The organism is Promicromonospora sukumoe 327MFSha3.1, assembly GCF_000385135.1.
GTDB classification, from domain to species: Bacteria; Actinomycetota; Actinomycetes; order Actinomycetales; family Cellulomonadaceae; genus Promicromonospora; species Promicromonospora sukumoe_B.
Genome location: NZ_ARQM01000014.1, coordinates 51,010 through 75,113, shown reverse-complemented (window position 1 = coordinate 75,113; position 24,104 = coordinate 51,010). Strand labels below are relative to the sequence as shown.

21 protein-coding genes are annotated in these 24,104 nt (G+C 69.6%); 12 read left to right on the top strand and 9 right to left on the bottom strand.

The window, feature by feature from the left end:
• Positions 1 to 54 precede the first annotated feature (54 nt).
• From murJ to H291_RS0122785, 6 genes are all read left to right on the top strand, one after another.
• Positions 55 to 1,794 carry a murein biosynthesis integral membrane protein MurJ gene (murJ, locus tag H291_RS0122810; RefSeq protein ID WP_020017343.1) on the top strand — a complete coding sequence of 580 codons (1,740 nt, stop codon included), beginning with the start codon at positions 55 to 57 and terminating at the stop codon, positions 1,792 to 1,794.
• 169 nt (positions 1,795 to 1,963) lie between these two features.
• Complete coding sequence (locus H291_RS0122805; protein ID WP_026366032.1) at positions 1,964 to 3,838, top strand: hypothetical protein; 1,875 nt, start codon at positions 1,964 to 1,966, stop codon at positions 3,836 to 3,838.
• A gap of 240 nt (positions 3,839 to 4,078) precedes the next feature.
• Positions 4,079 to 5,074, top strand: coding sequence for a thioredoxin-disulfide reductase (gene trxB / locus H291_RS31300; protein ID WP_020017341.1), 996 nt, complete (start codon positions 4,079 to 4,081; stop codon positions 5,072 to 5,074).
• Between the two features lie 70 nt (positions 5,075 to 5,144).
• A complete protein-coding gene (gene trxA / locus H291_RS0122795) occupies positions 5,145 to 5,471 on the top strand; it encodes a thioredoxin (protein WP_020017340.1) in 327 nt (108 codons plus the stop codon).
• Positions 5,472 to 5,659: 188 nt separating this feature from the next.
• Positions 5,660 to 6,970, top strand: a complete 1,311-nt coding sequence (locus tag H291_RS0122790) for an aminotransferase-like domain-containing protein (RefSeq protein WP_020017339.1) — start codon at positions 5,660 to 5,662, stop codon at positions 6,968 to 6,970.
• Between the two features lie 102 nt (positions 6,971 to 7,072).
• On the top strand, positions 7,073 to 8,098 hold the full coding sequence (locus H291_RS0122785) for a D-alanine--D-alanine ligase family protein (protein WP_020017338.1): 1,026 nt from the start codon (positions 7,073 to 7,075) through the stop codon (positions 8,096 to 8,098).
• Positions 8,099 to 8,211: 113 nt separating this feature from the next.
• Here the strand turns inward: H291_RS0122785 and H291_RS0122780 are convergent, their stop codons facing one another.
• Together H291_RS0122780 and H291_RS34915 are read right to left on the bottom strand one after the other, a co-directional pair.
• Positions 8,212 to 9,489: a ParB/RepB/Spo0J family partition protein gene (locus H291_RS0122780; RefSeq protein WP_020017337.1), complete on the bottom strand. Its 1,278-nt coding sequence runs from the start codon at positions 9,487 to 9,489 to the stop codon at positions 8,212 to 8,214.
• Between the two features lie 97 nt (positions 9,490 to 9,586).
• Positions 9,587 to 11,449: a ParA family protein gene (locus H291_RS34915; RefSeq protein ID WP_420038576.1), complete on the bottom strand. Its 1,863-nt coding sequence runs from the start codon at positions 11,447 to 11,449 to the stop codon at positions 9,587 to 9,589.
• A gap of 872 nt (positions 11,450 to 12,321) precedes the next feature.
• Between H291_RS34915 and H291_RS0122770 the strand changes: the two genes are divergently transcribed.
• A complete protein-coding gene (locus tag H291_RS0122770) occupies positions 12,322 to 12,819 on the top strand; it encodes a hypothetical protein (protein ID WP_026366031.1) in 498 nt (165 codons plus the stop codon).
• 112 nt (positions 12,820 to 12,931) lie between these two features.
• Here H291_RS0122770 and rsmG read toward each other — a convergent pair whose 3' ends face one another.
• The 6 genes from rsmG to rpmH form a co-directional block, all read right to left on the bottom strand.
• Complete coding sequence (gene rsmG / locus H291_RS0122765; protein WP_020017334.1) at positions 12,932 to 13,603, bottom strand: 16S rRNA (guanine(527)-N(7))-methyltransferase RsmG; 672 nt, start codon at positions 13,601 to 13,603, stop codon at positions 12,932 to 12,934.
• A 112-nt stretch (positions 13,604 to 13,715) separates the two neighbouring features.
• Entirely contained in the window at positions 13,716 to 14,270 is a 555-nt protein-coding gene (locus H291_RS0122760; RefSeq protein WP_020017333.1) for a Jag family protein, read from the bottom strand.
• 11 nt (positions 14,271 to 14,281) lie between these two features.
• Positions 14,282 to 15,475 (bottom strand): membrane protein insertase YidC, encoded by a 1,194-nt coding sequence (yidC, locus tag H291_RS0122755; protein ID WP_020017332.1) that lies wholly within the window; start codon positions 15,473 to 15,475, stop codon positions 14,282 to 14,284.
• 84 nt (positions 15,476 to 15,559) lie between these two features.
• Entirely contained in the window at positions 15,560 to 15,868 is a 309-nt protein-coding gene (gene yidD / locus H291_RS0122750) for a membrane protein insertion efficiency factor YidD (protein WP_020017331.1), read from the bottom strand.
• Positions 15,865 to 16,242, bottom strand: coding sequence for a ribonuclease P protein component (rnpA, locus tag H291_RS33495; RefSeq protein WP_084468371.1), 378 nt, complete (start codon positions 16,240 to 16,242; stop codon positions 15,865 to 15,867). Before rnpA ends, yidD begins: the two co-directional genes overlap by 4 nt.
• A gap of 3 nt (positions 16,243 to 16,245) precedes the next feature.
• Positions 16,246 to 16,383, bottom strand: a complete 138-nt coding sequence (gene rpmH, locus H291_RS0122745) for a 50S ribosomal protein L34 (RefSeq protein ID WP_026366030.1) — start codon at positions 16,381 to 16,383, stop codon at positions 16,246 to 16,248.
• A gap of 432 nt (positions 16,384 to 16,815) precedes the next feature.
• On the opposite strand from rpmH, the gene dnaA reads away from it, so the two are divergent.
• The 5 genes from dnaA to H291_RS0122720 all read left to right on the top strand — a co-directional run bounded on the left by dnaA (position 16,816) and on the right by H291_RS0122720 (position 22,936).
• On the top strand, positions 16,816 to 18,252 hold the full coding sequence (gene dnaA / locus H291_RS0122740; RefSeq protein WP_020017329.1) for a chromosomal replication initiator protein DnaA: 1,437 nt from the start codon (positions 16,816 to 16,818) through the stop codon (positions 18,250 to 18,252).
• Positions 18,253 to 18,985: 733 nt separating this feature from the next.
• The gene (gene dnaN / locus H291_RS0122735) at positions 18,986 to 20,119 is read left to right on the top strand and encodes a DNA polymerase III subunit beta (protein ID WP_020017328.1); all 1,134 of its coding nucleotides are present in this window, start codon (positions 18,986 to 18,988) and stop codon (positions 20,117 to 20,119) included.
• A gap of 120 nt (positions 20,120 to 20,239) precedes the next feature.
• Positions 20,240 to 21,136 (top strand): phosphogluconate dehydrogenase (NAD(+)-dependent, decarboxylating), encoded by an 897-nt coding sequence (gnd, locus tag H291_RS0122730; RefSeq protein WP_020017327.1) that lies wholly within the window; start codon positions 20,240 to 20,242, stop codon positions 21,134 to 21,136.
• Positions 21,137 to 21,162: 26 nt separating this feature from the next.
• Positions 21,163 to 22,401 carry a DNA replication/repair protein RecF gene (gene recF, locus H291_RS0122725; RefSeq protein WP_020017326.1) on the top strand — a complete coding sequence of 413 codons (1,239 nt, stop codon included), beginning with the start codon at positions 21,163 to 21,165 and terminating at the stop codon, positions 22,399 to 22,401.
• 19 nt (positions 22,402 to 22,420) lie between these two features.
• Complete coding sequence (locus H291_RS0122720) at positions 22,421 to 22,936, top strand: DUF721 domain-containing protein (protein WP_020017325.1); 516 nt, start codon at positions 22,421 to 22,423, stop codon at positions 22,934 to 22,936.
• A gap of 125 nt (positions 22,937 to 23,061) precedes the next feature.
• On the opposite strand, the gene H291_RS0122715 is transcribed toward H291_RS0122720, so the two are convergent.
• The gene (locus H291_RS0122715) at positions 23,062 to 23,757 is read right to left on the bottom strand and encodes a hypothetical protein (RefSeq protein WP_157237269.1); all 696 of its coding nucleotides are present in this window, start codon (positions 23,755 to 23,757) and stop codon (positions 23,062 to 23,064) included.
• Between the last annotated feature and the right edge of the window lie 347 nt (positions 23,758 to 24,104).

Below are 24,104 nucleotides of genomic sequence, written 5' to 3'. Positions count from 1 at the left end.
GCGCCGGGCAGGGGCCCAGACCACGGGAGTAGTCGCTTGACCCAGGAGAACGCCGTGACCGCATCGACCGACCCAGCGTCGGACCCGAGCGCCGATGCCGCGAGCGGACCGGGCGCGCCCGAGACGCCGACGGCCGCGGCGTCGTCGACCAGCAGCCTGGGACGCAACTCGATAGTGATGGCGGCCGGTACGGCCGCCTCCCGCCTCGGCGGGCTGGTCCGCAACCTGATGCTGGTGGCCGCCATCGGCGCCACGGGCACCGTCGCCGACGCGTTCGACGTCGCGAACAAGCTGCCCAACGTGCTGTTCGCGATCCTCGCGGGCGGCATGCTGAACGCCGTCCTCGTACCGCAGATCGTCAAGGCGTTCCGCGCCCACAACGCGCAGGAACGTGTCGACAAGCTGCTCACGATCTCGGCCGTCGGCATCCTCGCGATCACCGCCGTGCTGACCGGTGGCGCCGCGTGGGTCGTCATGCTCTACACCGACGGCTGGTCGACCGAGCAGCTCGCGCTGGGCACCGTCTTCGCGTACTGGTGCATCCCCCAGCTCTTCTTCTACGGCCTGTACACGCTGCTGGGCCAGGTGCTGAACGCCCGCGAGCAGTTCGGTCCGTTCATGTGGGCCCCGGTGGCCAACAACGTGGTCTCGGTGCTCGGTTTCGGGATCTTCCTGGCCGTGTTCGGCGGGGCCGCCGACAACGACCTCAACGACCTCGCCGAGTGGAACACGCCGCGCACCATCCTGCTGGCCGGCACGGCCACGCTCGGCATCGTCGCGCAGGCGCTGGTGCTGCTCGTCCCGCTGCTGCGCTCGGGCTTCCGCTGGAACCTCCGCCTCGGCCTGCGGGGCATCGGCCTGCGCTCGGCGGGTGCCGTCGCGATGTGGACGTTCGCCGCCGTGGTCCTGGAGCAGGCCGGTGTCCTTTACCTGACGAAGGTCGCGTCCGAGGCCGGTGCCGCGAGCACGGCCACGGAGTCGTTCGCCGGAAACGCGTCCTACACGCAGGCACTCCTGATCTACCTGCTCCCCCACTCGCTGGTCACCGTCTCCATCGCGACGGCGCTGTTCACCGGCATCAGCAAGGCCGCGCAGGAGGGCGACACCGACAAGGTGCGCGACGACCTGTCCCTGGGGCTGCGCACCATCGGCGTCTTCACCGTGTTCGCCACCGCGGCGCTCGTGGTGCTGGCCGGGCCGCTCACCGCGTTCATCGTCCCGACCGCGGGAGCCAAGGACACCGCGCTCATCGCGCCCGTCCTGGTGGCCCTCTCGTTCGGCCTGATCCCGCTCGGCGGCATGGCGCTCATGAAGTGGGTCTACTACGCCTACGAGGACGGCCGCTCGGTCTTCTGGATCACCGTGCCGTCGACGGTCGCCCTGGTGGCCGGCCTGGTCGCGGCGCAGCTCTGGCTGCCGATCGAGCTCTGGGTCGTCGCCGCCGGTGGTGCCTATGCCCTGTCGAACTGGATCACGGTGCTGCTGCGCACGGGCGGCCTCAAGCGGAAGCTCGGCGGGCGTCTCGACGGCGGGCGCATCTTCGCGCTGCACGCCAAGACGGTGCTTGCCGCCGCGGTCGCCGGCGGCGCCGGCTGGGGCCTCTACCAGCTGGTCGGCGGGTTCGGCGTGCTGACGTTCGGGCAGGGCTGGGTGCTCACGATGCTCAGCGGCCTCTGGGTGACGGCGGCCTGCGGCCTGGTCATGCTGGGCGTCTACGTCCTGCTCCTGCGCCTGCTCCGGGTCCGGGAGCTCGACGGCCTGCTCGGCCCCGTCCTGGCTCGCTTCCGGCGCTGACGCGCGCCGCCGTCGTACGGGAAGCGCAGCTCACTCGTGTGGGCTGCGCTTTCGTACATACGGACGACGTTCCGGCGGGCCCGCAGCGGTTCCGCGTAGCATGGCGACGGTGCGTGATCCTGGCGGTCACGTACCTGCTACTGTCCCCCGACCGAGCGAGGAGGTCCGCGTGAGCACTGTCGAACCAGGCACCGTGCTGGTCGAGAGATACCGGCTGCGCCAGCAGGCGTCCACCGACCTTGCCGCGGCCACCGCGTGGGAAGCGCACGACCTGATCCTGGACCGCGACGTCCGGGTGACCCTCGTGACCGGGCCCTATACAGGCGACGCCCTGGACGCCGCGCGGCGCGCGGCGCTGGTGACGGATCCCCGCCTCGTCCGGGTGCTCGACGCCGGCTCCGACCCCGAGGGCCGCAAGTACGTGGTCACGGAACCGCACACGGGCACCACGCTGACCCAGGTCATCTCCAGCGGCCTGGTGGACGAGCAGCAGGCCCGGGCGATCATCGGCGAGGCGGCGAGCGCGCTCGCCGTGGCGCACGCCCGCGGCGTGCACCACGCCGCGCTGCGCCCCGAGGCGCTGCGGGTCGACGGCCACCAGGTGCGGATCACGGGCCTGGGCCTCGACGGCGGCCTCGCCTCGGGCGACACGCTCAACGTGAAGCCCGCGGAGCTCGACGCCCAGGGCCTGGTGGCCCTCCTCTACTACGCGATGACCGCGCGCTGGCCCGGCCAGGACCTCGAGGCGGAGTGGATCGCGAAGGACACCCTGATCCCCCTGCCCGCTCAGGTCGACGACTCCGGCGCCGTGGCGCCCCTTTCCAGCTTGGTCCCGCACGTGGACACCGAGATCGACGGCCTGGTGGCCCGGACGTTCGACGCGTCCGGCGGCACCGACGGACCGAAGAACCCCGACGACGTGACCACGGCCCTCGCGCCGTGGGGAGAGGTTTCCGTAGTGGCATCGCTGCCTGGATTCGTGCAGCCCGAGCCGGAGGAGCCGCGGCGGCAGTCCATCGCCGAGGCGTTCGGAGGCGAAGGAGTCCCGCCCGTGCGGCGTCCCGCCACGGGCCGGATCGCACGAAACGACGAGACCATGGCGATGGGGGCGGGCAACGCGCCCGCCGGCTATCCCGAACCGCAGAACGACTACACCTACGAGCCGCAGGCGTACGGGCAGCAGCACGCCCCGGTACCTCCCCCGCCGCCCGAGGGCGCGCCGGCCGGCTACCCGCCGGCGGGCTACGACCAGTACGGCCAGCCGGTCGCGCAGGGCCAGCCCGGCTACGACCAGGCCCAGTACGCCCCGCAGCAGCCGCAGCAGTACCCGCCGCAGTCCTTCGCCCCGGGCGGCTACCCGCCCGACAACGGCGGCTACTACGAGCAGGACGGCGGCTTCGCCACCCAGCCCGCGCCCAAGCGCGGCGGCGTGAACCCGACGCCGATCGTGCTCGGCCTGGTCGGCGTCGCCGTCGTGGCGGGACTCATCTGGGCCATCAACGCGGTCCTCTCCCCCACGCCCGACGTGATCGCCGACGCCTCTCCCTCCCCGTCGGTCTCCACCTCGGCCGGGGCGAACGGCGAGGGCAGCACCGAGCCGTCGGCCCCCACGGAGACCGAGGCGCGCCCGGTGATCGACTCCGGGACGCTGCTCGGCGAGCTCGACTGGGAGGGCAGCACGCTCGACCACCCCGAGGCGGTCGAGCGGGCCTTCGACACGGACCCGGCCACGTTCTACTTCACGACCACCTACCAGCGGGCCGCGTTCGGCGGGTTCAAGGACTTCCTCGGCCTGGAGCTGCGGCTCCGCGAGCCGGCGTCGGTCACCAAGATCGAGCTGCTCACCAACACCCCCGGCGGCAAGGTGCAGATCCTCAAGGGTGGTGAGGGCGGTGAGGTGCTCGCGGAGGGCACCTTCTCGGAGACCACCACCTTCGAGCTGTCGGAGCCCGTCGTGAGCGACTCGTTCACGATCTGGGTCACCGAGCTGCCGCAGGTCTCGGACGGCTTCCGGCTGGAGCTGAACGAGGTCGTGCTGAGCTGACCGAGGTGCCGTCGTCGACGGCGCAGAGCAATCACGGAACAACACGGAACACCGGCGGGTCCGAACCACGTTCATGCAGTTGGTTCGTTCCCGCCGGTGTTCTGTCGCGACAGGACCGGCGCTGTTACCGGATCCGTCGACGGATGTCGATACCGTGTGTCGAGACTCACGTCCACGGTCGAGCCAGGCGTGGCCAGGGCTGGAACACTGGGACCCGCCCGCGTGTTGTTGCGTGTGCCAATGGAACTCGAGGAGAACACCTTGACCGAACAGACCACCGCTCCGGCAGCCGGCACCACCGACGCCCCTGTGCTCGACGTCGTCATCGTCGGGTCCGGCCCCGCGGGCTATACCGCGGCCATCTATGCGGCTCGTGCCGGCTTCGCGCCCGTGGTCATCGCGGGTTCGGTCACCGCGGGCGGCGCCCTCATGAACACCACCGAGGTCGAGAACTTCCCCGGCTTCCCCGCCGGCATCCAGGGCCCTGACCTGATGGAGGCCATGCGGGAGCAGGCGGAGAAGTTCGGCGCCAAGGTCGTCTGGGACGACGCGGAGCAGGTCGAGCTGTCCGGCGACGTCAAGACCATCGTGACGGGCGGCGGCGACACGTACCGTGCCCGCTCCGTGATCCTGTCGACCGGCTCGGCCTACCGCGAGCTCGGCCTGCCCGACGAGAAGCGTCTCTCCGGGCGCGGCGTGTCGTGGTGCGCCACGTGTGACGGCTTCTTCTTCCGCGACCAGGACATCGCCGTCGTCGGCGGTGGCGACTCCGCGATGGAGGAAGCCACGTTCCTCACGCGCTTCGCCTCGAAGGTGACCGTCGTGCACCGCCGTGACGACCTGCGCGCGTCGAAGATCATGGCCGAGCGTGCCGTCGCGGACCCGAAGATCGAGTTCGCGTGGAACAGCGAGATCGCCGGCATCACGGGTGACGACAAGGTCTCCGGGCTCAGCCTGCGGGACACCGTCACCGGCGAGGTGCGCGATCTGGACGCGACCGGCCTGTTCGTCGCGATCGGCCACGAGCCCCGCACGGACCTGGTCAAGGGTCAGGTCGACCTGGACGAGAACGGCTACATCCTCGTCGAGGGCCGCAGCACCCGGACCAACCTTCCCGGCGTCTTCGCCTGCGGCGACGCCGTCGACCACACCTACCGCCAGGCGATCACGGCCGCCGGCTCGGGCTGCTCCGCTGCGCTCGACGCCCAGGCTTTCCTGGACTCGCTGAACGACTGAGCCTCCGGCCGGCACCCGCTGGCCCGCCCCGCTCGGCCCCGCACGGGGCCATCTACAAGGAGGATGCTGGATGAGCACCATCAAGGTCACCGACGACACCTTCAAGGCCGAGGTCCTCGACTCTGACATTCCTGTCTTCGTCGACTTCTGGGCCACCTGGTGCGGCCCGTGTCGCATGGTCGCGCCGATCCTCGAGGAGCTTTCCGACGAGTACGAGGGCAAGATCAAGATCGTCAAGATCGACACCGACGAGAACCGGCAGACCGCCATGGACTACGGCATCGTCTCGATCCCCACGCTCAACGTCTACAAGGGCGGCGAGGTCGTGAAGTCGATCATCGGCGCCCGCCCGAAGCGCGCGCTGACCGAGGAGATCGACGAGGTCCTCGCGGGCTGACCGTCCCCTCACCGCGTGTCAGGAGCGCGTGCCCGGCCCCCTGGTCCTCGTGACCGGACGTGGTGCCGGGCACGCGCTCTTTTGCTGCCCCCTCCCAGGTCCCGCCCAGCGGGTCTGCCTGGCAGTCTCACCGTTTCACTACGAACGACCACTGTGTCTCGCACACGGTGCGTGCGAGACTGACGTGCGTGAACGAGCTTCCCGAGACAGCCGGTACCCGCCTCGACCCGTGGTTCGGTTCGTACGCGGCGCGAGCGCACGGCATGCGCGCCTCGGAGATCCGGGCGCTCTTCTCGGTGGCGAACCGCCCCGAGGTCGTCTCGCTGGCGGGCGGGATGCCGTACCTCGAAGGCCTGCCGCTCGACGTCATCGCCGACGCGATGCAGCGCCTCATCGTCACCAAGGGCACCACGGCCCTGCAGTACGGCTCCGGGCAGGGCGAGGAGTCGCTACGTGAGCACATCACGCAGGTCGTCGCGCTGGAGGGCGTGTCCGCCCATCCCGACGACGTCGTGGTGACCACCGGATCGCAGTCCGCGCTGGACCTCGTGACCCGCATCTTCGTGGACCCGGGCGACGTCGTCATCGCTGAGGCGCCGTCGTACGTCGGCGCGCTGGGGGTCTTCCGCTCCTACCAGGCCGACGTCGTCCAGGTGCCGCTCGACGCCGACGGCCTGGTTCCCGCGGAGCTCGACGCGACGCTCACCCGGCTCGCCGCCGCGGGCCGGCGCGTGAAGTTCCTGTACACCGTGCCGACCTTCCAGAACCCCGCCGGCGTCTCGCTGTCCGTCGAGCGGCGCCCGCAGATCCTGGAGATCTGCCGCCGGCACGGCGTCCTCGTTGTCGAGGACAACCCGTACGGGCTGCTCGGCTTCGACACCGAGCCGCTGCCCGCGCTCCGCTCCTACGACACCGACGGCGTGCTGTACCTCGGCTCGTTCTCGAAGACGTTCGCGCCGGGCTACCGGGTCGGCTTCGTCATCGCGCCGCACGCGGTGCGGGACAAGCTCGTCCTCGCCAGCGAGTCCGCGGTCCTGTCACCCTCGAACGCGTCTCAGCTCGCCGTGGCGACGTACCTGGAGACCTGCGACTGGAAGGCGCAGATCAAGGCTTACCGCGAGACGTACCGCGAGCGGCGCGACGCGCTCGTGGGCGCGCTCGGCGAACACCTGCCCGGCGCGTCGTGGAACGTGCCGCAGGGCGGCTTCTTCGTCTGGGTGCGACTCCCTGAGGGCCTCGACGCGCGGGCGATGTTGCCGCGGGCCGTCACGGCGCGCGTCGCGTACGTGCCGGGCACCGCCTTCTACTACGACGGCAGCGGCTCGGACCACATGCGCCTCTCGTTCTGCTTCCCCACCCCGGAGCGCATCCGCGAGGGCGTGCGCCGGCTGGCGGGGGTGGTGCACGGCGAGTCCGAGCTGGTGCAGCTCTTCGGCACCGCCGGGCAGCCCGACCCCGACACGGACGACGTCGAGGGCCCCGCTCCCGACCTGGCCTGACGTACCGCGTCCCGGTCAGACCCGCCGGTCACGCCGCTGACCTGCGCGTCTGACACGATGGCAGCTGTCCGTCCCTCTCCGTCCCGACCGAGTGAGTCCTCGATGACCAGTCCCGCACCCGTCCCGGCCGATCCGGCCACCGCCGGCTCGCCCTCCACCCCGTCCAGGTCCGAGGGCGTCCGGAGCGCACCGCTCGTGGTCGTCCTGGCCGGCGGCCTCTCGCACGAACGTGACGTCTCCCTGCGCTCCGGACGTCGCGTCGCCGAGGCGCTTCGCGCCACCGGCCTGGAGGTCCTGCTGCACGACGTCGACGCCGACCTCCTGCCCTTCCTGGAGAAGACCCGGCCCGACGTCGTCTGGCCGCTGCTGCACGGTGCCTCGGGCGAGGACGGCTCCGTCCGCGACGTGCTCGACATGGTCGGCCTGCCCTACGTGGGCACGGGTCCGCGGGCGAGTCGCGTGGTGTGGAACAAGCCGATCGCCAAGTCCGCGCTGCTCGGGGCCGGGATCGCCACGCCCGACTACGTGACGCTCCCCCAGAGCCTGTTCCGCGACCTCGGGGCGCAGCCGGTGCTCGACACGATCCTCCGGCGCATCGGGCTGCCGCTGGTCGTGAAGCCCACCGAGGGCGGCTCCGCCCTCGGCGTCACCGTCGTGACCCGCGCCGAGGATCTTCCGCGCGCGATGGTGGAGTGCTTCGCCTACGGCGAGACGGCGCTCGTCGAGCGCGCGGTCGACGGGATCGAGCTCGCGGTGAGCGTCATCGAGGGCGCGGACGGTCCGGAGGCTCTCCCCGCTGTCGAGATCGTGGCCGACGGCGGGTACGACTACGCCGCGCGCTACGTGGCCGGCGAGACCGAGTTCTTCGCACCCGCGCGACTCACCGCCGACCAGGCGGCCCTCGTGGCCGACGTCGCGGTGCGCGCGCATCGCGCGCTCAACCTGCGGCACCTGTCGCGCACCGACCTGATCTTGGACGCGGACGGCACCGCCCACGTGCTCGAGGTCAACGTCGCACCGGGCATGACGGAGATGTCGCTGCTGCCGCAGGCGGTCGCGGCCAGCGGGCACGACCTGCCGGCGCTCTACCGCGCGGTCGTCGACCGGGCGCTGACCGCGGTCCGCTAGTTCGCCGTCGTCGGTTTCACGTGAAACGGCTCAGGGCCGGCATCCCTCGCGGGTGCCGGCCCTGAGCCGTACGTGGCGCGTCTGTCCGCGCCTCTCTGTCAGTCCTCGGACGGTCAGTCGTCGGACGGCGGGCGGAGGAGTCCGCGCTCCTCGGGAGCCATGACGTTGAGGATGCGGTTCAGGTCCTCGACAGAGGCGAACTCGACGGTCATGCGGCCCTTGTTCTTGCCGAGGGCGACCTTGACGCGTGTCTCGAACCGGTCGGAGAGCCGGGTCGCCAGCTCGTCCACGGCCTCGAAGCGCGTGCCGGCCCGCGGCGCCTTGCGGGCCTTGTTGCCGGTGCCGTCGGACTCCGTGAGCATCACGATCTCCTCGGTCGCACGGACCGAGAGCCCCTCCGACACGATGCGCTGGGCGAGCCGCTCGATCTCGGCGCCGTCGCTCAGCCCGAGCAGGGCACGTGCGTGGCCGGCCGAGAGCACGCCGGCGGCGACCCGGCGCTGAACCAGCGGAGGAAGGCGCAGGAGGCGCAGAGTGTTGGAGATCTGCGGGCGGCTGCGCGCAATCCGGTTCGCCAGCTCCTCGTGGGTGCAGTCGAAGTCGTCGAGCAGCTGGCGGTACGCGGCGGCCTCTTCGAGCGGGTTCAGGTTCGACCGATGCAGGTTCTCCAGGAGCGCGTCCCGGAGCATGTCGCCGTCGTCCGTGTCCCGGACGATCGCGGGGATGGTCTCCAGCTCGGCGGCCTGCGTCGCACGCCAGCGCCGCTCACCCATGATGAGCTCGTACTCGCCCGGGTGCTCCTTGTCCGGCCGGACGACGATCGGCTGGAGCACGCCGATCTCCTTGATCGACTCGACCAGCTCGTCGAGGTCACCCTCGTCGAAGACCGTGCGCGGCTGCCAGGTGTTCGGCCGGATCGCAGTGACGGGCAGCTCGGCGAAGCGCGCGCCCGGCACGGGGACCAGGTCCGGCGTTTCACGTGAAACAGCTTCGGCCGCGCTCTCCTCCCGACTGAAGAAGGCGTCGTCCAGCGCCGAGGCGCCGGTGCCGTCCGCGCTCTCGTTGGCCACTGACAGCCGACCGCTGGCGATCGCGGAGTCCCACTTCACCGTGCTCGGACGCGGCCCGGTGTTCTTGGCGACCTTCTTCTCCGTGGCCGGCTCGGGTGCAGGCTCGGTGATCGTCTCGACCGAGACGCTGCTCACCGGCACCTCGTCCGTCGATGCAAGCGTGGGAGTCGGGCGCTCCTCGACGACGGTCGCGACCGAGCCGCCCAGGGCGCCGTCCGCGCCGTCCGACTCCCCAGTCCCGGAAGCCTGCTCGTCGGGTTCCGGACCCGTCGGAATCAGGGCGCCCAGGCCCCGCCCGAGCCCGCGTCGCTTCGCACTCATCGAATCTCCTCGTCGGTTCCGGTCCGACGCCGAGCGCGGACGGGCTTCGTCTCCATCATCACGGGATGCAAGGCACCTCGTTCGTCACTGCCGACCATCAGTCCTGCGCCCCGACCGTCTCTGCCTTCATGCGGCGCGGGCTCGACCCACCCTGCCCGCGCTCGGCGAGCTCCCGGGAGGACTGAAGATACGCGAGTGCACCCGTGGATGTCGGGTCGTAGGTCATCACGGTCTGGCCGTAGCTCGGCGCCTCCGAGATGCGGACCGAGCGCGGGATCGTCGTCTTGAAGGTCTCCGCCGGGAAGTGCGACCGCACCTCCCCCGCGACCTGCTGAGCCAGGTTGGTCCGGCCGTCGTACATCGTCAGCAGGATCGACGAGACCCGAAGCTCCGGGTTGAGGTGAGACCGAATGAGGTCGATCGTCTTGAGCAGCTGGCTCAGCCCCTCGAGCGCGTAGTACTCGCACTGCACGGGGATGAAGACCTCACGGCCGGCGACAAAGGCGTTCACGGTCAGGAGACCCAGGCTGGGCGGGCAGTCGATGAGCACATAGTCGATGCGCTCCTCCCCTGCGGCGACGCGGTCCTCCAGGTACTTGTCGAGTGCCTTGCGGAGTCGTGTTTCACGTGAAACAAGCGAGATCAGTTCGATCTCGGAACCCGACAGGTCGATCGTCGCAGGCACGCCCCAGAGGTTGGGGATGTCCGGGCACTGCTGCACCGTGTTCGCCAAGGGCTCGCCCTCGACCAGGATCTCGTAGACGGAGGGCGTGCCCGCGCGGTGCTCGATGCCGAGCGCCGTCGAGGCATTGCCCTGCGGGTCGTTGTCGATCACGAGCACGTTCAGACCGGACTGCGCCAGCCCGGCGGCGATGTTCACCGTGGTCGTCGTCTTGCCGACGCCGCCCTTCTGGTTCGCCACCGTGATGATGCGGGTCTTCGGCGGGCGCGGGAAGCGCCTGCCCTGTAGTTCGATACGTCGGCGAGCGTCCATTGCGAGCTCGGCGGCGACAGGAGTCGTATCGTCAACGGCCGGGACGGTTGCGATGAGGGCCGATCGCCGCTCGTCATCGCCACCGTGCGGGCCGCCCGTGGGCTGCTGAGTGCCATTGGGCGTCTGCGCGGACCCGGACGTTTCACGTGAAACGCCAGGAGCGGAGAGGCTCTGCACAGGAATCGGATCCGTCACGCGGACACTGTAATCGCTGCCCCCGACATCTGGCTCGGACTCAGACGCGGTTTCTCCGTCGAAATGTGTGAATTCGGCGTCCACGAACTCCACCGCCTCGTCGTCCAGCACCATGGTGCTGGAACCGATCACTGCGGGGGCGGCCTTGACCGCCGCATCGAGCGCTTCACTTGCGCGCTTGATCGCATCCTCCGGGATCCGCTGGTTGGGCAGCTCCTCCATGAGGTCCGGGTCGACGGCGACACCGTTCGTCGCCGCGGTCCCCGCCCGTTCGCCAGCCGCCGCCTCCAGGACTGCTTCCGTCATCGTGTCGTTCTCCAGGACCTCTGCCACGTGGGTGCTCTCGTCGTCTTCCGTCGGCGCCGCTTGGGTCACCGACTCGATCAGCTTGTTGAGTACGGCGACGTTCTTTCCCTCAGGGTCTGGTCGGTCCTGGCCCCAGACATCGTGCCGCGGAACACCGCTCACGATCTCCGCCGCCGGAGGTGCCATGTCGACCGACGAGGGAACTCCTTCTTGAGCTGCAGGTTCGATGCCAGCAGGGTCTTCGGCGAGTGGGTCGCCAGCGGGTTCAGCCGCGGAGGCGCTGGCCGGCTGGACGGCGGAGTCCTCCACCGGTCCATCTGTAGTGCCGACTGCCTTAACATCGGGCTCGCGTTCGGGGCTGCTCGTCGAGGGCGCCGCCTCGTCTCCCCCATCGACCGGGTCGCCGCCTTCGCCGGCTCCGCTCACTGCTGCGGCCTCGGCGGTGCTTCCCTCCTCCGCAGCCACGCCAGCTTCTGGAGCATCAGCTCGCTCGGGCTGGCCGTCGTCCACGGTCGCCGTCGCCGTCGCCGAGCCCGAGACAGCATCTGCCGGCTCGTTGCCGCTCGGCACGGCAACGCCCGGTGCGGAAGCCGGCAGTGCCGGTGACCCCGTCTCGGATCCGACTGCCTCCGAAGCACGGACGACGCCGCCTGCTCCGCCACCCGCGGCAGGCCCGGCGTCATGCTCAGGCGTGACGGGTCCAGAAGCGGACGACTCGGACGTATCTTCTGCCGCTGCGCGCGCCGCTACAGCCGCAGCCGCCGCCGCTCGCTTGGACTTTCGTCTGAAGAAGCACACCCGTGTAACGCTACGGTCGCGCCCCTGTTCAAGCGTGCCGAAACGCCGTCGCGCAGGGGATCAGTTGTCACCCGCGGAGCGATCTTCACCAACGCGTTGGCGCCTGGCGAGCGAGCCGACGCGATCGGCCTGTTTCACGTGAAACGCGCGCCCGCCCCAGCAGGGTGATGGAGGTCGGGCAACATCACCGACCTGACATCTCGACCAGCCCCCGAGCGGTGGAGTTGAGAGTGGCAGCACGGCGCGCGCTGTTTCACGTGAAACGGATCCCAGGGATGGTCGCTCCAAAGCCTGCCCCGACAGCCGCTCGGTTCGCGCCGACCACAGTCGGAAGCCACCTCCTCGCTGACGCGCCTTGAGGCAAAGCGCCTTGCGACAACTCATTAGACGAGAGGCGACCCGAGCGCCCGGCCTGGACGAAACCGCGGCCTTCACCTTCCACGCCAGCCGCTATGGCAGAACTGGTATGCCCCGACGAACCACCGCTCCACCTATCCTCGAAGCGCCCAGGTACGTCTGACTCCACGCAGGGAGGCGTCTTGTCCAGACTCAGCACCCGAGCCACCGCACTCATCACCGCGTTCACCGCAGCACTCGTGCTCGGCTTCGCAGCCCCGGCCAGCGCGGCCACTTTCCTCACCCACGCACAAGCGACCAGTCAGCTCAGCGCCGCCGGCATCAGCTGGACGTCGAGCGGCGGGTGCAGCGACCGCAACGTCGCCACATGCACCTCGTTCGAGCAGGTACGGCAGACCACCATCGACGGGATCAAGACGCTGCGCTCCGCCAGCGGCTGCGCCATCACGATCACCGGTGGCACCGAGACCGGCCACTCGGGCGGCACCTACAGCCACTGGAACGGCTACAAGCTCGACATCCGGCCGACCACCTGCATCGACAACTACATCACCAGCAACTTCACGTATGTCGGGTACATCTCCGGCTGGGGCTACCAGTACCGCTCCGGCGCCGGAAACCTGTACACCGACGAGGGCAACCACTGGGACATCCTCTACTACAACTGCGGCGGCTGCTGAGACCTCGGGCAGTCCACCGCACCACCCGGCAACGCACGACCAGCAGGTACCAGCACACAGAACGGGAGCGGTCGCCACACAGGCGACCGCTCCCGTTCCACGTGAAACATCGCTACTTGCTGCGCCGCACCCGAAGGATCGTCGTCGCCTCGACGCCCGCGACCGTGGACCCCTCGAGAATCTCCGGCTCGGCGGCAGCGAACTTGCGCAGCACCTTGCGCGCAGGCTCGATCTCCTGCGCCACGTTGCGGCCCTTGAGGATCACCAGCTCGCCGCCCACTCGGACCAGCGGCATGCTCATCCGGACCAGCTTCGACAGCGCGGCAACCGCCCGCGACGTGACCGCGTCGGCCTCGAAGGCGTCGTGGTACTCCTCGGCCCGGCCCCGCTTCACCTGGACATTGGTCAGTCCGAGCTCGGCGACCACCTCGGCCAGCCAGATCGTCCGCCGTTCCATCGGCTCCACCAGGATGACGTCGAGCTCGGGCCGCATCACCGCGATCACGATGCCCGGCAGTCCGGCCCCCGACCCGATGTCCGCGACCGAACCGCTCGCGGGCAGGTACGGAACCACGGCCGCGGAGTTCAGGATGTGCCGCTCCCAGATGCGCGGGACCTCGCGGGGCCCGATCAGCCCACGCAGCTCGCCCTGGTCCCGGAGCAGCTCCGCGTAACGAGCCACACCGTCGTAGGCACCACCCAGGTACGCCTTGACCGTGTCGCTCGCGCCGAGCGTCTCGCCGTCGAACACCTCGGCGTCGGCCGCACCGGCCTCCCCTGCCACGTCCGATCCTTCCACGTCCCCGTCCTCCACTCGCTGTCGAAAAGTAGCCAAACACACCGAGGGCCGGTGCACGTCCTCGGACGCGCACCGGCCCTCGGCCGAAGCCATCTGCTCAGTCGGTGACCGCAGTCGACGTCTCGGCCGGCTGAACCACGACGTACCGCTCCGGCTCCACGCCACGCGAGTCGCTGACCAGGCCGGCCGCGGCGACTGCGTCGTGCACGACCTTGCGCTCGAAGGCGTTCAGCGGCTCGAGCTCGACCTCTTCGCCCGAGGCCTGCACCTGCTCGACGGCTTTCTCCGCGATACGGGTGAGCTCCACCCGGCGCGCGGCCCGGTAACCACCGATGTCGAGCATCAGCCGGCTCCGGTCACCGGTCCGGGTCTGCACGGCCAGGCGGGTGAGCTCCTGCATCGCATCGAGCACCTCGCCCTCGCGCCCGATCAGGTGCGACAGCGACGAGGGGTCGTCCGCGACCACCTCGACCGCGGCGCGGTCGTGCTTGATGTCGAGGTCGATGTCACCGTCGAGGTCGGCGATGTCGAGGAACTCCTCGAGGTAGTCGGCGGCGATCTCGCCCTCCTCCTCGAGGCGCTTGGTGCGGTCCTCCGGATCGGCGACCGTGGCCGCGGGATCGGGGGCGGCCGTACCTGTGCTCGCGTTCATCGAGTCTCCTCCTACTTCTTCTGCTTGCGCTTGCCCGACGACGACGAGGTCGCCCCCGGCGCGGTACCGGACTGCTTGGGCTTCGATCCCGGCTGCGTGCTGGACTGCTTGGGCGAACCGGACTGCTTCGGCGTGCCGGGCTGCTTCGACTTCGCGACCTGCTGCTTGTCGACCGGTGCATCGGCCGGTGCGTCAGCCGCATCCTGCGGTGCCGCCTGGGCGGCGATCGCCGGGCGCGCGCCCTCGGGACGAGCCGCACCCTTCTGCCGGTTCTTGCGCTTCGGCTGAACCCGCTGGCCGCTCTTCGGCTCCTCGACCACCGGCACCTCGTCCTCGATGACCGTGCCGTTGCGGGCGGCCTTGCGCGCGGCCTTGGCAGCCTGCCGCTCCTTCATCTGCTTCTCCGCGAGAGAACCAGGCGTCGGCATCCGCTTGATCGTGTAGTACTGCTGGCCCATGGACCAGAGGTTGGTGACGGTCCAGTAGATCAGGACACCGACCGGGAAGTTCACGCCGGAGATCGCGAACACGATCGGCAGCATGTAGAGCATCAGCTTCTGCGTCTGCGCCATCGGGCCCTCGAGGGCCGACGGCGGCATGTTCTTCATCGTGAGCTGGCGCTGCGTGGTGAAGGTCGTGACGCTCATCGCGACGATCAGGGCGATCACCACGATGCGGGAGGTCAGCGAGTCGGTCTGGAGGAAGACGTCGCTCAGCTGGGCACCGAACAGCGTCGACGACTCGATGTCGCCGGCGACCTCACGGGTGATCGGGCCGATCGGGTCCTGGGCGCCGGTCGAGATCGGCTGCAGGCCGTTGAGCACCCGGAAGAGCGCGAAGAAGATCGGCGACTGCAGCAGGATCGGCATGCACGAGGCGAACGGGTTGGTGCCGTGCTTGCGGTACAGCTCCATGGTCTCGCGCGTCATGTTCTCGCGGGACGCCGGGTCCGTCTTGCCCTTGTACTTCTTCTGCACGGCCTGCAGCTCGGGCTGGATCATCTGCATCCCGCGCGAGGCCTTGATCTGCTTGAAGAACAGCGGGATGAGCAGCACGCGGATGACGATCACGAGGGCGACGATCGAGAGGACCCACGCGGTACCGGGGCCGCTGGACATCCCGAGGGTCGTGAACAGCCAGTGCGACCCGTACATGATCCAGGCCACGACCCACTCGATGGGGTAGAGGAAGGCGAAGAAGTCCATCGGTCAAGAAGCTCCAGTGTTGGTGACGCGAAGTCTGCGGGAGGTGCGAGGGGGGTCGTGTACGGCGGCACGGACCGGGGCAGGTCAGCCCTCGGTGTGAGTGTGCGTGCCGCGCGCCGGCGGCACGTCGTCGACGCCGCCGAGACTCCACGGGTTGCACCGCAGCAGGCGCCACAGCGCGAGACCGAGCCCGCGCAGCGCACCATGGCGACGGAGCGCGATCACGGTGTACTGCGAGCAGGACGGGTAGTACTTGCAGCTCGGAGGGCTCATCGGGCTGATGAACGCCTGGTAGAACCGGACCATCCCCACGAGGAGCGTCACCGGGAGCCGGCCGATGAGCGATGGCTCGCGCACCGGTGCCTCACCCTCGGGTGCGGGGATGGTGGTCATCTCTTCCCGTCTCCGGACGCGCGTGCGACGGCACGGCGCAAGCACGAGTCGAGGTCACGATCGAGGTCCGCGTAGGTGGCGCCCGCCGACGGCGGAAGAGCGCGCACGACGGCCCGAGCGGATTCGGGCAGCACTGAGAGCTGGCCGAGCGCCGCGGCACGGAGCCGGCGCTTCACCAGGTTGCGCTGCACGGAGTTACCCACAGCCTTGGAAACGACAAAACCGACCTGGGGAGTTCCCGATCCCGGATCCGAGACGCTTTCGTCCGGAACGAGAAGGTGAACCACCAAGGTCGATCGCCCTGCGCGCGTGCCGCGGCGCACCGTCCGCTCGAAGTCGACGGAACGGCGCAGACGGTGCGCCGCGGGCAACATGGCTCAGGCTGAGAGCTCGGCGCGACCCTTGCGACGGCGGGCCGCCAGGATGGCGCGGCCGGCACGGGTGCGCATGCGCAGCCGGAAGCCGTGGGTCTTCGCACGACGGCGGGTGTTCGGCTGGAAGGTCCGCTTGCTCACGAGGTACTCCAAGAACGTCGGGGTAGGCACACCGTCTGTCCTCGACGATGCAGTGAATGGTGGCCGCTCAGTACATCGATCGGCCTAGCCGACCCGGGGCCTGGTCCACCGGACGTGGCCGACGTCGAAGGACGTGGCACGAATCCGTGAGTGGGCGCGCAGAAGTACCTGGAACGGCTGTCTGACGTTACGCCGACGGGACCCTCCGGGTCAAACCAGAACGGCAGGATCATGCGTGTCGGACGCGCCACACCGCGCGCCCCGGACGCCCTCGTCCCCAACCCGTCCACGCAGGCTACGTACCACTTACCCAGCCATGATCCCCGCCATCCACAACCTGTGGACAACTGTGTGGACGGTGCCCCATCATGGCAGACTCCAACACACCCCCAGCATCGCGCACCACCCCACGCACGAGACGAAGGAAAGCCAGTGGCCAACCCGGACGAGAACATCGGCGACGTCTGGGCGCAGACCCTGACAGCGCTCGAGGCCCGGCCCGACATGAGCCCCCGGCAGCTCGCCTTCATACGTCTCGCCAAGCCGATGGCCGTGCTGGACGACATGGTCTTCATCGCCGTCCCCCACGAGCAGACGCGTACCTATCTGGAGACGGCCGTCCGCGACGACCTGGTCTCCGCCATGTCCTCGGTGCTCGGCCGGGACGTCCGCTTCGGCATCACCGTGGACCCCGAGCTGAGCAGCAGCACGCTCGCCGGCCCGTCGCAGATCTCCGGCCCTGCCGCGCTCTCCCTCGAGCAGGAGCCGCCGGAACCCGAGCAGGCGCAGATGCCGATCGCGCCGCAGCCCGCGCCCAAGCCTTCCGCCGAGCCCACCCGGCTGAACCCGAAGTACATCTTCGAGACGTTCGTCATCGGCTCGTCCAACCGGTTCGCGCACGCGGCCGCGGTCGCCGTGGCCGAGGCTCCGGCCAAGGCGTACAACCCGCTCTTCATCTACGGCGACTCGGGACTGGGCAAGACCCACCTGCTGCACGCCATCGGGCACTACGTCCACAACCTGTATCCACACATCCGCGTGCGGTACGTGAACTCCGAGGAGTTCACCAACGACTTCATCAACAGCATCGGCGAGGGCAAGGCGGGCGCGTTCCAGCGCCGCTACCGCGACGTCGACGTGCTCCTCATCGACGACATCCAGTTCCTGCAGGGCAAGGAACAGACGATGGAGGAGTTCTTCCACACCTTCAACGCGCTCCACAACGCCAACAAGCAGGTCGTCATCACGTCCGACGTCCCGCCCAAGCAGCTCAACGGGTTCGAGGACCGGCTGCGCTCCCGCTTCGAGTGGGGCCTCATCACCGACGTCCAGCCCCCGGACCTCGAGACCCGCATCGCCATCATGCGCAAGAAGGCGGCGAGCGAGCACCTCGACGTGCCGGCCGAGGTCCTCTCGTACATCGGCTCGCGGATCTCGACGAACATCCGTGAGCTGGAGGGCGCGCTGATCCGCGTGACCGCGTTCGCGAACCTCAACCGGCAGCAGGTCGACCTGGCGCTGGCGGAGATAGTCCTCAAGGACCTCATCACCGACGACGACGACACGGCGGAGATCACTCCCGCCGTCGTGATCGCGCAGACGGCCGCGTACTTCGGCCTCACCATCGACGACCTGTGCGGCTCGTCACGCTCCCGCGTGCTGGTCACCGCCCGGCAGATCGCCATGTACCTGTGCCGCGAGCTCACCGACCTGTCGCTGCCCAAGATCGGCCAGCAGTTCGGCGGTCGCGACCACACCACGGTCATGCACGCGAACAAGAAGATCGCCGGCCAGATGGCCGAACGCCGCTCGACCTACAACCAGGTCACCGAGCTCACCAGCCGGATCAAGCAGCAGCAGCGCGGCTGACGGGACTCCTCCCCGGCCAGCTCCAGGCGCCCCCAGACCGTCCTCGGGCTCGCGCCGAGCCGTCTCCGTGCTCCGCGGGAGGACCGAAGCCTCCGGGTAGCCCACAGGCTCGAACTCGCCTGTGAAATCCGGCATAGCCCGCAGTTCCACACGTATCCCCACCCCTGTGCACAGCCCCACCGGTGCGCAGGGGTGTTGCGTATACGCACCTCCACAGGTCTGTCCACACTCGGATCCCCGGATTCCGGCGACTCCGATCAGGTTGTCCCCAGCACTGTGGACAGGCTCTGTGCAGAACTTGGTGCGCCGCGCTGACCAGCCCATACACACCTGGGGACAAGCCTGTGGACGGGTGTGGATGAAGGCCTGTTTTCTGTGGGCGACGAGACCCGAATCGGTGGACAGCCTGTGTGTAAAAACTGGCCGTCCACAGTGGTCCCTAGTTCATGCACAGATGGACCCACAGTTCCTCCACAGGCAGAAATAGCACCTGACCTGCAGAAAGACACGATTTCCCCAGTTTCCACAACACCGACTACTACTACGACAGTTATCTATCAGGGGGAATCCACACGCCTTCATAAGGCGATCGAGCGCTCGGACGCCGCTTCGAACACTAGTACGAGAGGCCGTGAGAAGTCTATCCACAGCCCCTGTCTATCGAGTGCCGCCCGGTCCTCAACTCGCGTAGGGTTTCCCTCGACAGCCCAGGAACAAGAGGAGATGCAACGGCATGAAGTTCAGGGTCGAGCGCGACGTCCTCGCCGATGCCGTGACATGGACCGCTCGCACGCTCCCCACGCGCCCGCCGGCTCCGGTCCTCGCCGGCGTCCGGATCGAGGCCGACGCACAGGGCGTGATCAACCTCGCGAGCTTCGACTACGAGACGTCCGCGCGGTCGGAGATCCCCGCTGAGGTCGCGGAGCCGGGCACCGTGCTGGTCTCCGGGCGACTGCTCGCCGAGATCTCCCGCGCGCTGCCCAACAAGCCTGTGGACGTGGCCCTCGAGGGCAACAAGGTGATCGTCACCTGCGGCGCGAGCCGGTTCACCCTCCTCACCATGCCTGTGGACGAGTACCCCGCGCTCCCGGGTCTCCCCGAGGTCAGCGGCACGGTCTCGGGCGACGCGTTCACCCACGCCGTCGCACAGGTGACCGTCGCGGCCAGCCGGGACGACACACTCCCCCTGCTCACGGGCGTGCGGGTGGAGATCGAGGGCGAGCGCATCACCCTCCTGTCCACGGACCGCTACCGGCTCGCCCTGCGTGAGCTGACGTGGACCCCGGCCACCCCGGGCTTCTCCGCCGTCGCGCTGGTGCGGGCCCGCACGCTCAACGACGTGGCCAAGTCGCTCGGCTCGGGCGGCGGTCTGGTGAACGTCGGTCTGTCCACAGGCCAGGGCCTCGACCTCGTCGGTTTCGAGGCCGGCGGCCGACAGACCACGTCCCAGCTGGTCGACGGCGACTACCCCGCCGTCCGCCGGCTGTTCCCGGACAGCACCCCCATCCACGCCGTCGTCGCCACCGCGCCGCTGATCGAGGCCGCCAAGCGCGTGAGCCTCGTCGCGGAGCGCAACACGCCGATCCGCCTCTCCTTCAGCGAGGGACAGGTCGTGCTGGACGCCGGACAGGGTGACGACGCGCAGGCGTCCGAGGCCCTGGAGGCCGTGCTCGTCGGCGAGGACATCGCCGTCGCGTTCAACCCGCAGTTCCTGCTGGACGGGCTGGGTGCACTGGGCACGGACTTCGTCCGCCTGTCCTTCACGCACCCGAACAAGCCGGTGGAGTTCACCGGCCAGGGCAGCCTGGACGGCGAGGACGACTCCGCTTACCGGTACCTGCTGGTGCCGATCCGCTTCACCGGCTGACGGTCGGCCGCTCCGCCCCTCGGGGCCGGAGCGGTCCAGTGCATCCACAGCACCGTCAGCAAGCACCAAGGCGGCCGCCACGAGCGACCCCGTCGAACGACCCTGGAGGATTTCACGCACATGGTTACCCACATCGGCCTCGTCGGCCTGGGGAAGATGGGCAACAACATGCGGGCCCGCCTCCGCAAGGGCGGCATCGAGGTCACCGGGTTCGACCCGCGGCCCGAGGTGTCCGACGTCGCGACGCTCGCCGACCTCGCCGCCGCGCTTCCCGAGGAGAAGCGGGTCGTCTGGGTGATGGTGCCGGCCGGCGAGCCCACGCGTGGGGTGCTCGACCAGCTCGGGGAGATCCTGTCCGAGGGCGACATCGTGATCGAGGGCGGCAACTCCCACTACGTCGAGGACCAGGAGCGGGCCGCGGAGCTCGCCAAGAACGGGATCGGCTACCTCGACGTCGGCGTGAGCGGCGGTGTCTGGGGCCTTGAGAACGGCTACGGCCTGATGGTCGGCGGCGCTGCCGCCGACGTGGAGAGCGTCATGCCGGTCTTCGACGCGCTGCGCCCGGAGGGGCCCCGCGAGGAGGGCTTCGTCCACGCGGGCGGGGTCGGCGCCGGGCACTACGCCAAGATGGTCCACAACGGCATCGAGTACGGCCTCATGCAGGCCTACGCCGAGGGCTACGAGCTGCTGGCGGCCAAGTCCGACCTGATCACCGACGTGCACGGCACGGTACGTGCCTGGAGCCGCGGCACGGTCGTCCGCTCCTGGCTGCTCGACCTGATGGTCAAGGCGCTGGAGGAGGACCCGAAGCTCGCCCTGCTGGACGACTGGGTCGACGACTCGGGCGAGGGCCGCTGGACCGTGGACGAGGGCATCGACCTGGCCGTCCCGCTCCCCGTGATCTCCGCCGCGCTGTTCGCGCGGTTCGCCTCCCGCCAGGAGCAGTCGCCGGCGATGAAGGCCGTGGCCGCGCTCCGCCAGCAGTTCGGCGGGCACGCGGTCAAGTCGGCGGAGTAGCGGCCGGGACGTACGATCTCCTACCGATGTACGTCTCCCACCTCTCCCTGCTGGACTTCCGGTCGTACGCGACGGCCGACGTGGAGCTCGAGCCCGGGGTCAACGCCTTCGTAGGGCGCAACGGCCGAGGCAAGACCAACCTCGTCGAGGCGATCGGGTACGTCGCGACCCTGGGCTCGCACCGTGTCGCCACGGACGCACCGCTGGTGCGGTCGGGCGCAGAGCGTGCCGTTGTGCGGACCCGGATCGTGCGGGGCGACCGGGCGAGCACGGTCGAGCTGGAGATCACCCAGGGCAAGGCGAACCGCGCCCGGATCAACCGCGGCCAGCCGGTCCGGGCGCGAGACGTGCTGGGGGTCCTGCGGACGGTCCTGTTCGCCCCGGAGGACCTCGCCCTGGTGAAGGGTGACCCGGACGGTCGTCGGCGGTTCATGGACCAGCTGCTGGTCCTGATGATGCCGAGGATGTCGGCGGTGCTCTCGGACTACGAGCGGGTGCTGCGGCAGCGGTCGGCGCTGCTCAAGTCGGCCCGGTCGGCGAGGCGGTCGGGTGGCTCCTCCCGTTCCGAGAGCTCGGCGGCCGCCGAGCTCGCGACGCTCGACGTCTGGGACGCCCGGCTCGCCGAGCTGGGGGCGGAGATCCTGTCGCTGCGGGTCCAGCTGGTGCACGCGCTCCGTCCCGCGGTCGCCGCGGCGTACGAGCAGGTGAGCGACGCCGACGGCGACGCGGAGATCGCCTACCGGTCGTCGCTCCCGGCGCTCTCGGAGGACAATCCGCCGGACTTGTCCACAGGCTCTGGGGATAACTTTTCGGACGTCGCGCGGCTCCGTGACCTGCTGCTGGAGGCCCTGGCCGCGGCCCGTCCGCAGGAGCTCGAGCGGGGCGTCAGCCTGGTCGGACCGCACCGGGACGACCTCGTCCTGACGCTCGGTGGGCTACCGGCCAAGGGGTACGCGAGCCATGGCGAATCGTGGTCGTTCGCGCTCGCACTGCGGTTGGCTTCCTTCCGGCTGCTGGGCGGGGATCCGCAGAATTCGGCGGATTCACCCGCATTCTGGGACCCGGATCTCGGCACCGATGCCGACCCGGTGCTCATCCTCGACGACGTGTTCGCGGAGCTCGACGTCCGACGTCGGCAGCGCCTGGCGGACCTGGTGCTGCCTGCCCGTCAGGTGCTCGTGACGGCTGCCGTGCCCGAGGACATCCCGGCAGCGCTCGACGGCGTACGGTTTCACGTGGAACCCGGGACGGTGACCCGTGACTGATGAATCTCCACAGGGGCCTGTGGATAACTCTGAGCCCGCGCTGACGCCGCCGTCGGAGGTCGCGCGCGCGGCGCTGAATCGCGCCAAGGCAGCGGCCCGCGCCCGCGGCCTGCGGCCCGGATCGCCCTCCCGCCGCTCTCCCCTGGCCGAGCCCCGGTCGAGCGGTTCGGGCCCCGGGGCGCGCGATCCACAGCTTCTCGGCGCCGTCGTCGGCCGGCTGCTGCGGGAGAAGGGCTGGACCGAGGAGGTGTCGGTCGGCGGCGTCGTCGGCCGCTGGCGCGAGGTGGTGGGCTCGGAGATCGCCGACCACTGCACACCCGAGACGTTCGAGGACAAGGTCCTCGTGGTGCGCGCGGACTCGACAGCCTGGGCGACCCAGCTCCGGCTGCTGGTGCCGAACCTGATCCGCCGCATGGCCGAGGAGATCGGTGAGGGCGTCGTCGAGGAGGTCACGGTCCTCGGCCCCGCCGGTCCGGGCTTCCGGCGCGGTCCGCGCTCGGTGCGCGGACCGGGGCCGCGCGACACCTGGGGCTGACGCCGCCCAGAGATATCCACAGGCGCGCGCTCACGCGTCCACAGACGCACGAAGGGCTCCCCGGCCGAAGCCGGGGAGCCCTTCTCTGCTCAGCTGCGCCGTGGCGTCAGCCAGGAGCGATCAGCTCACGCGTTGTGCTGCATGCGCTTGCGGGCCCAGACCAGGGCGACGCCACCGATGGCGAGCAGCGCGGCGAACGCGATGGCGCCACCGACGGTCGCACCGGTCGCGGCGAGCTCCTCGGGCTCCTCAGCGGCGGGGCTGGGCGAGGCGGAGGGCTCGTCGACGGGCGGCACGGAGGCCTCCTCGCTCGGCTCGACCGAAGGCTCGGACGGCTCCGGCGTCGGCTCGCACTCCTCCTCGAAGACGATGGCCTCGGTCGGCAGCAGGGCCGAGCCGTCCTCCTGCGGGAGGTAGGCACCGAGCTCCTCGGGGAAGACGAACTCCTCCGAGTTGAGGGTGGCGACGATGCCGGCCTCGGTCTTGGTGTAGGTGATCGCCTCGGTGCTCTCCGGGAGCACGATGTCGTCGAGGCTGGCGGCGCAGCCGGAGACGGCCTCCGGCACGACCGGCGTGACGACCTCGGCGGGCGGCGGCGTCTGGCACACGGGGATGGAACCCGACTCGGACCAGTCGTACTGGGTGCCGTCACGACCGTCGTAGGCGTCGACGGTGACGGTCCACTCGTGCGCCTTGTCGAGCCCGAGGTTCTCCTCGTAGCGCTTCTGGAAACCACCGTTGAACTCGGTGTCCTCGACGGTCTGGCCGTCAATGACGACCGTGACCTTGGCGTTCTGGTAGTACTTGAGATCAACGTTCACGAAACCGCAGTCCGAGGAGACGCTCGGAGTGTGTGCGGATGCGGGTGCGGCCGAGGCGATCATGCCGCCAAAAGCCAGGACGGCGAGGGTTCCGCCGGCAAGAAGCTTCTTCACTCTATAAGCCCTTCGAAGTGAGAGTGCGCGAGCGCGCGCATGTGACCGGTCGGTGACATTAGAGCAGAAAAAGACAAATCAACGAAATGTCTCCTTCTGCGTACAAATTTTCTGACCTTCGTCAGGCAGGGGCATTGCGATTCGGTGGGCATCCGTATGCCTGGACGCCGTCGTGACATGCCCGCGACACCCCCTTCGTCGACCCGGCGGACGGCGTAGTCCGGAAGTCGTGG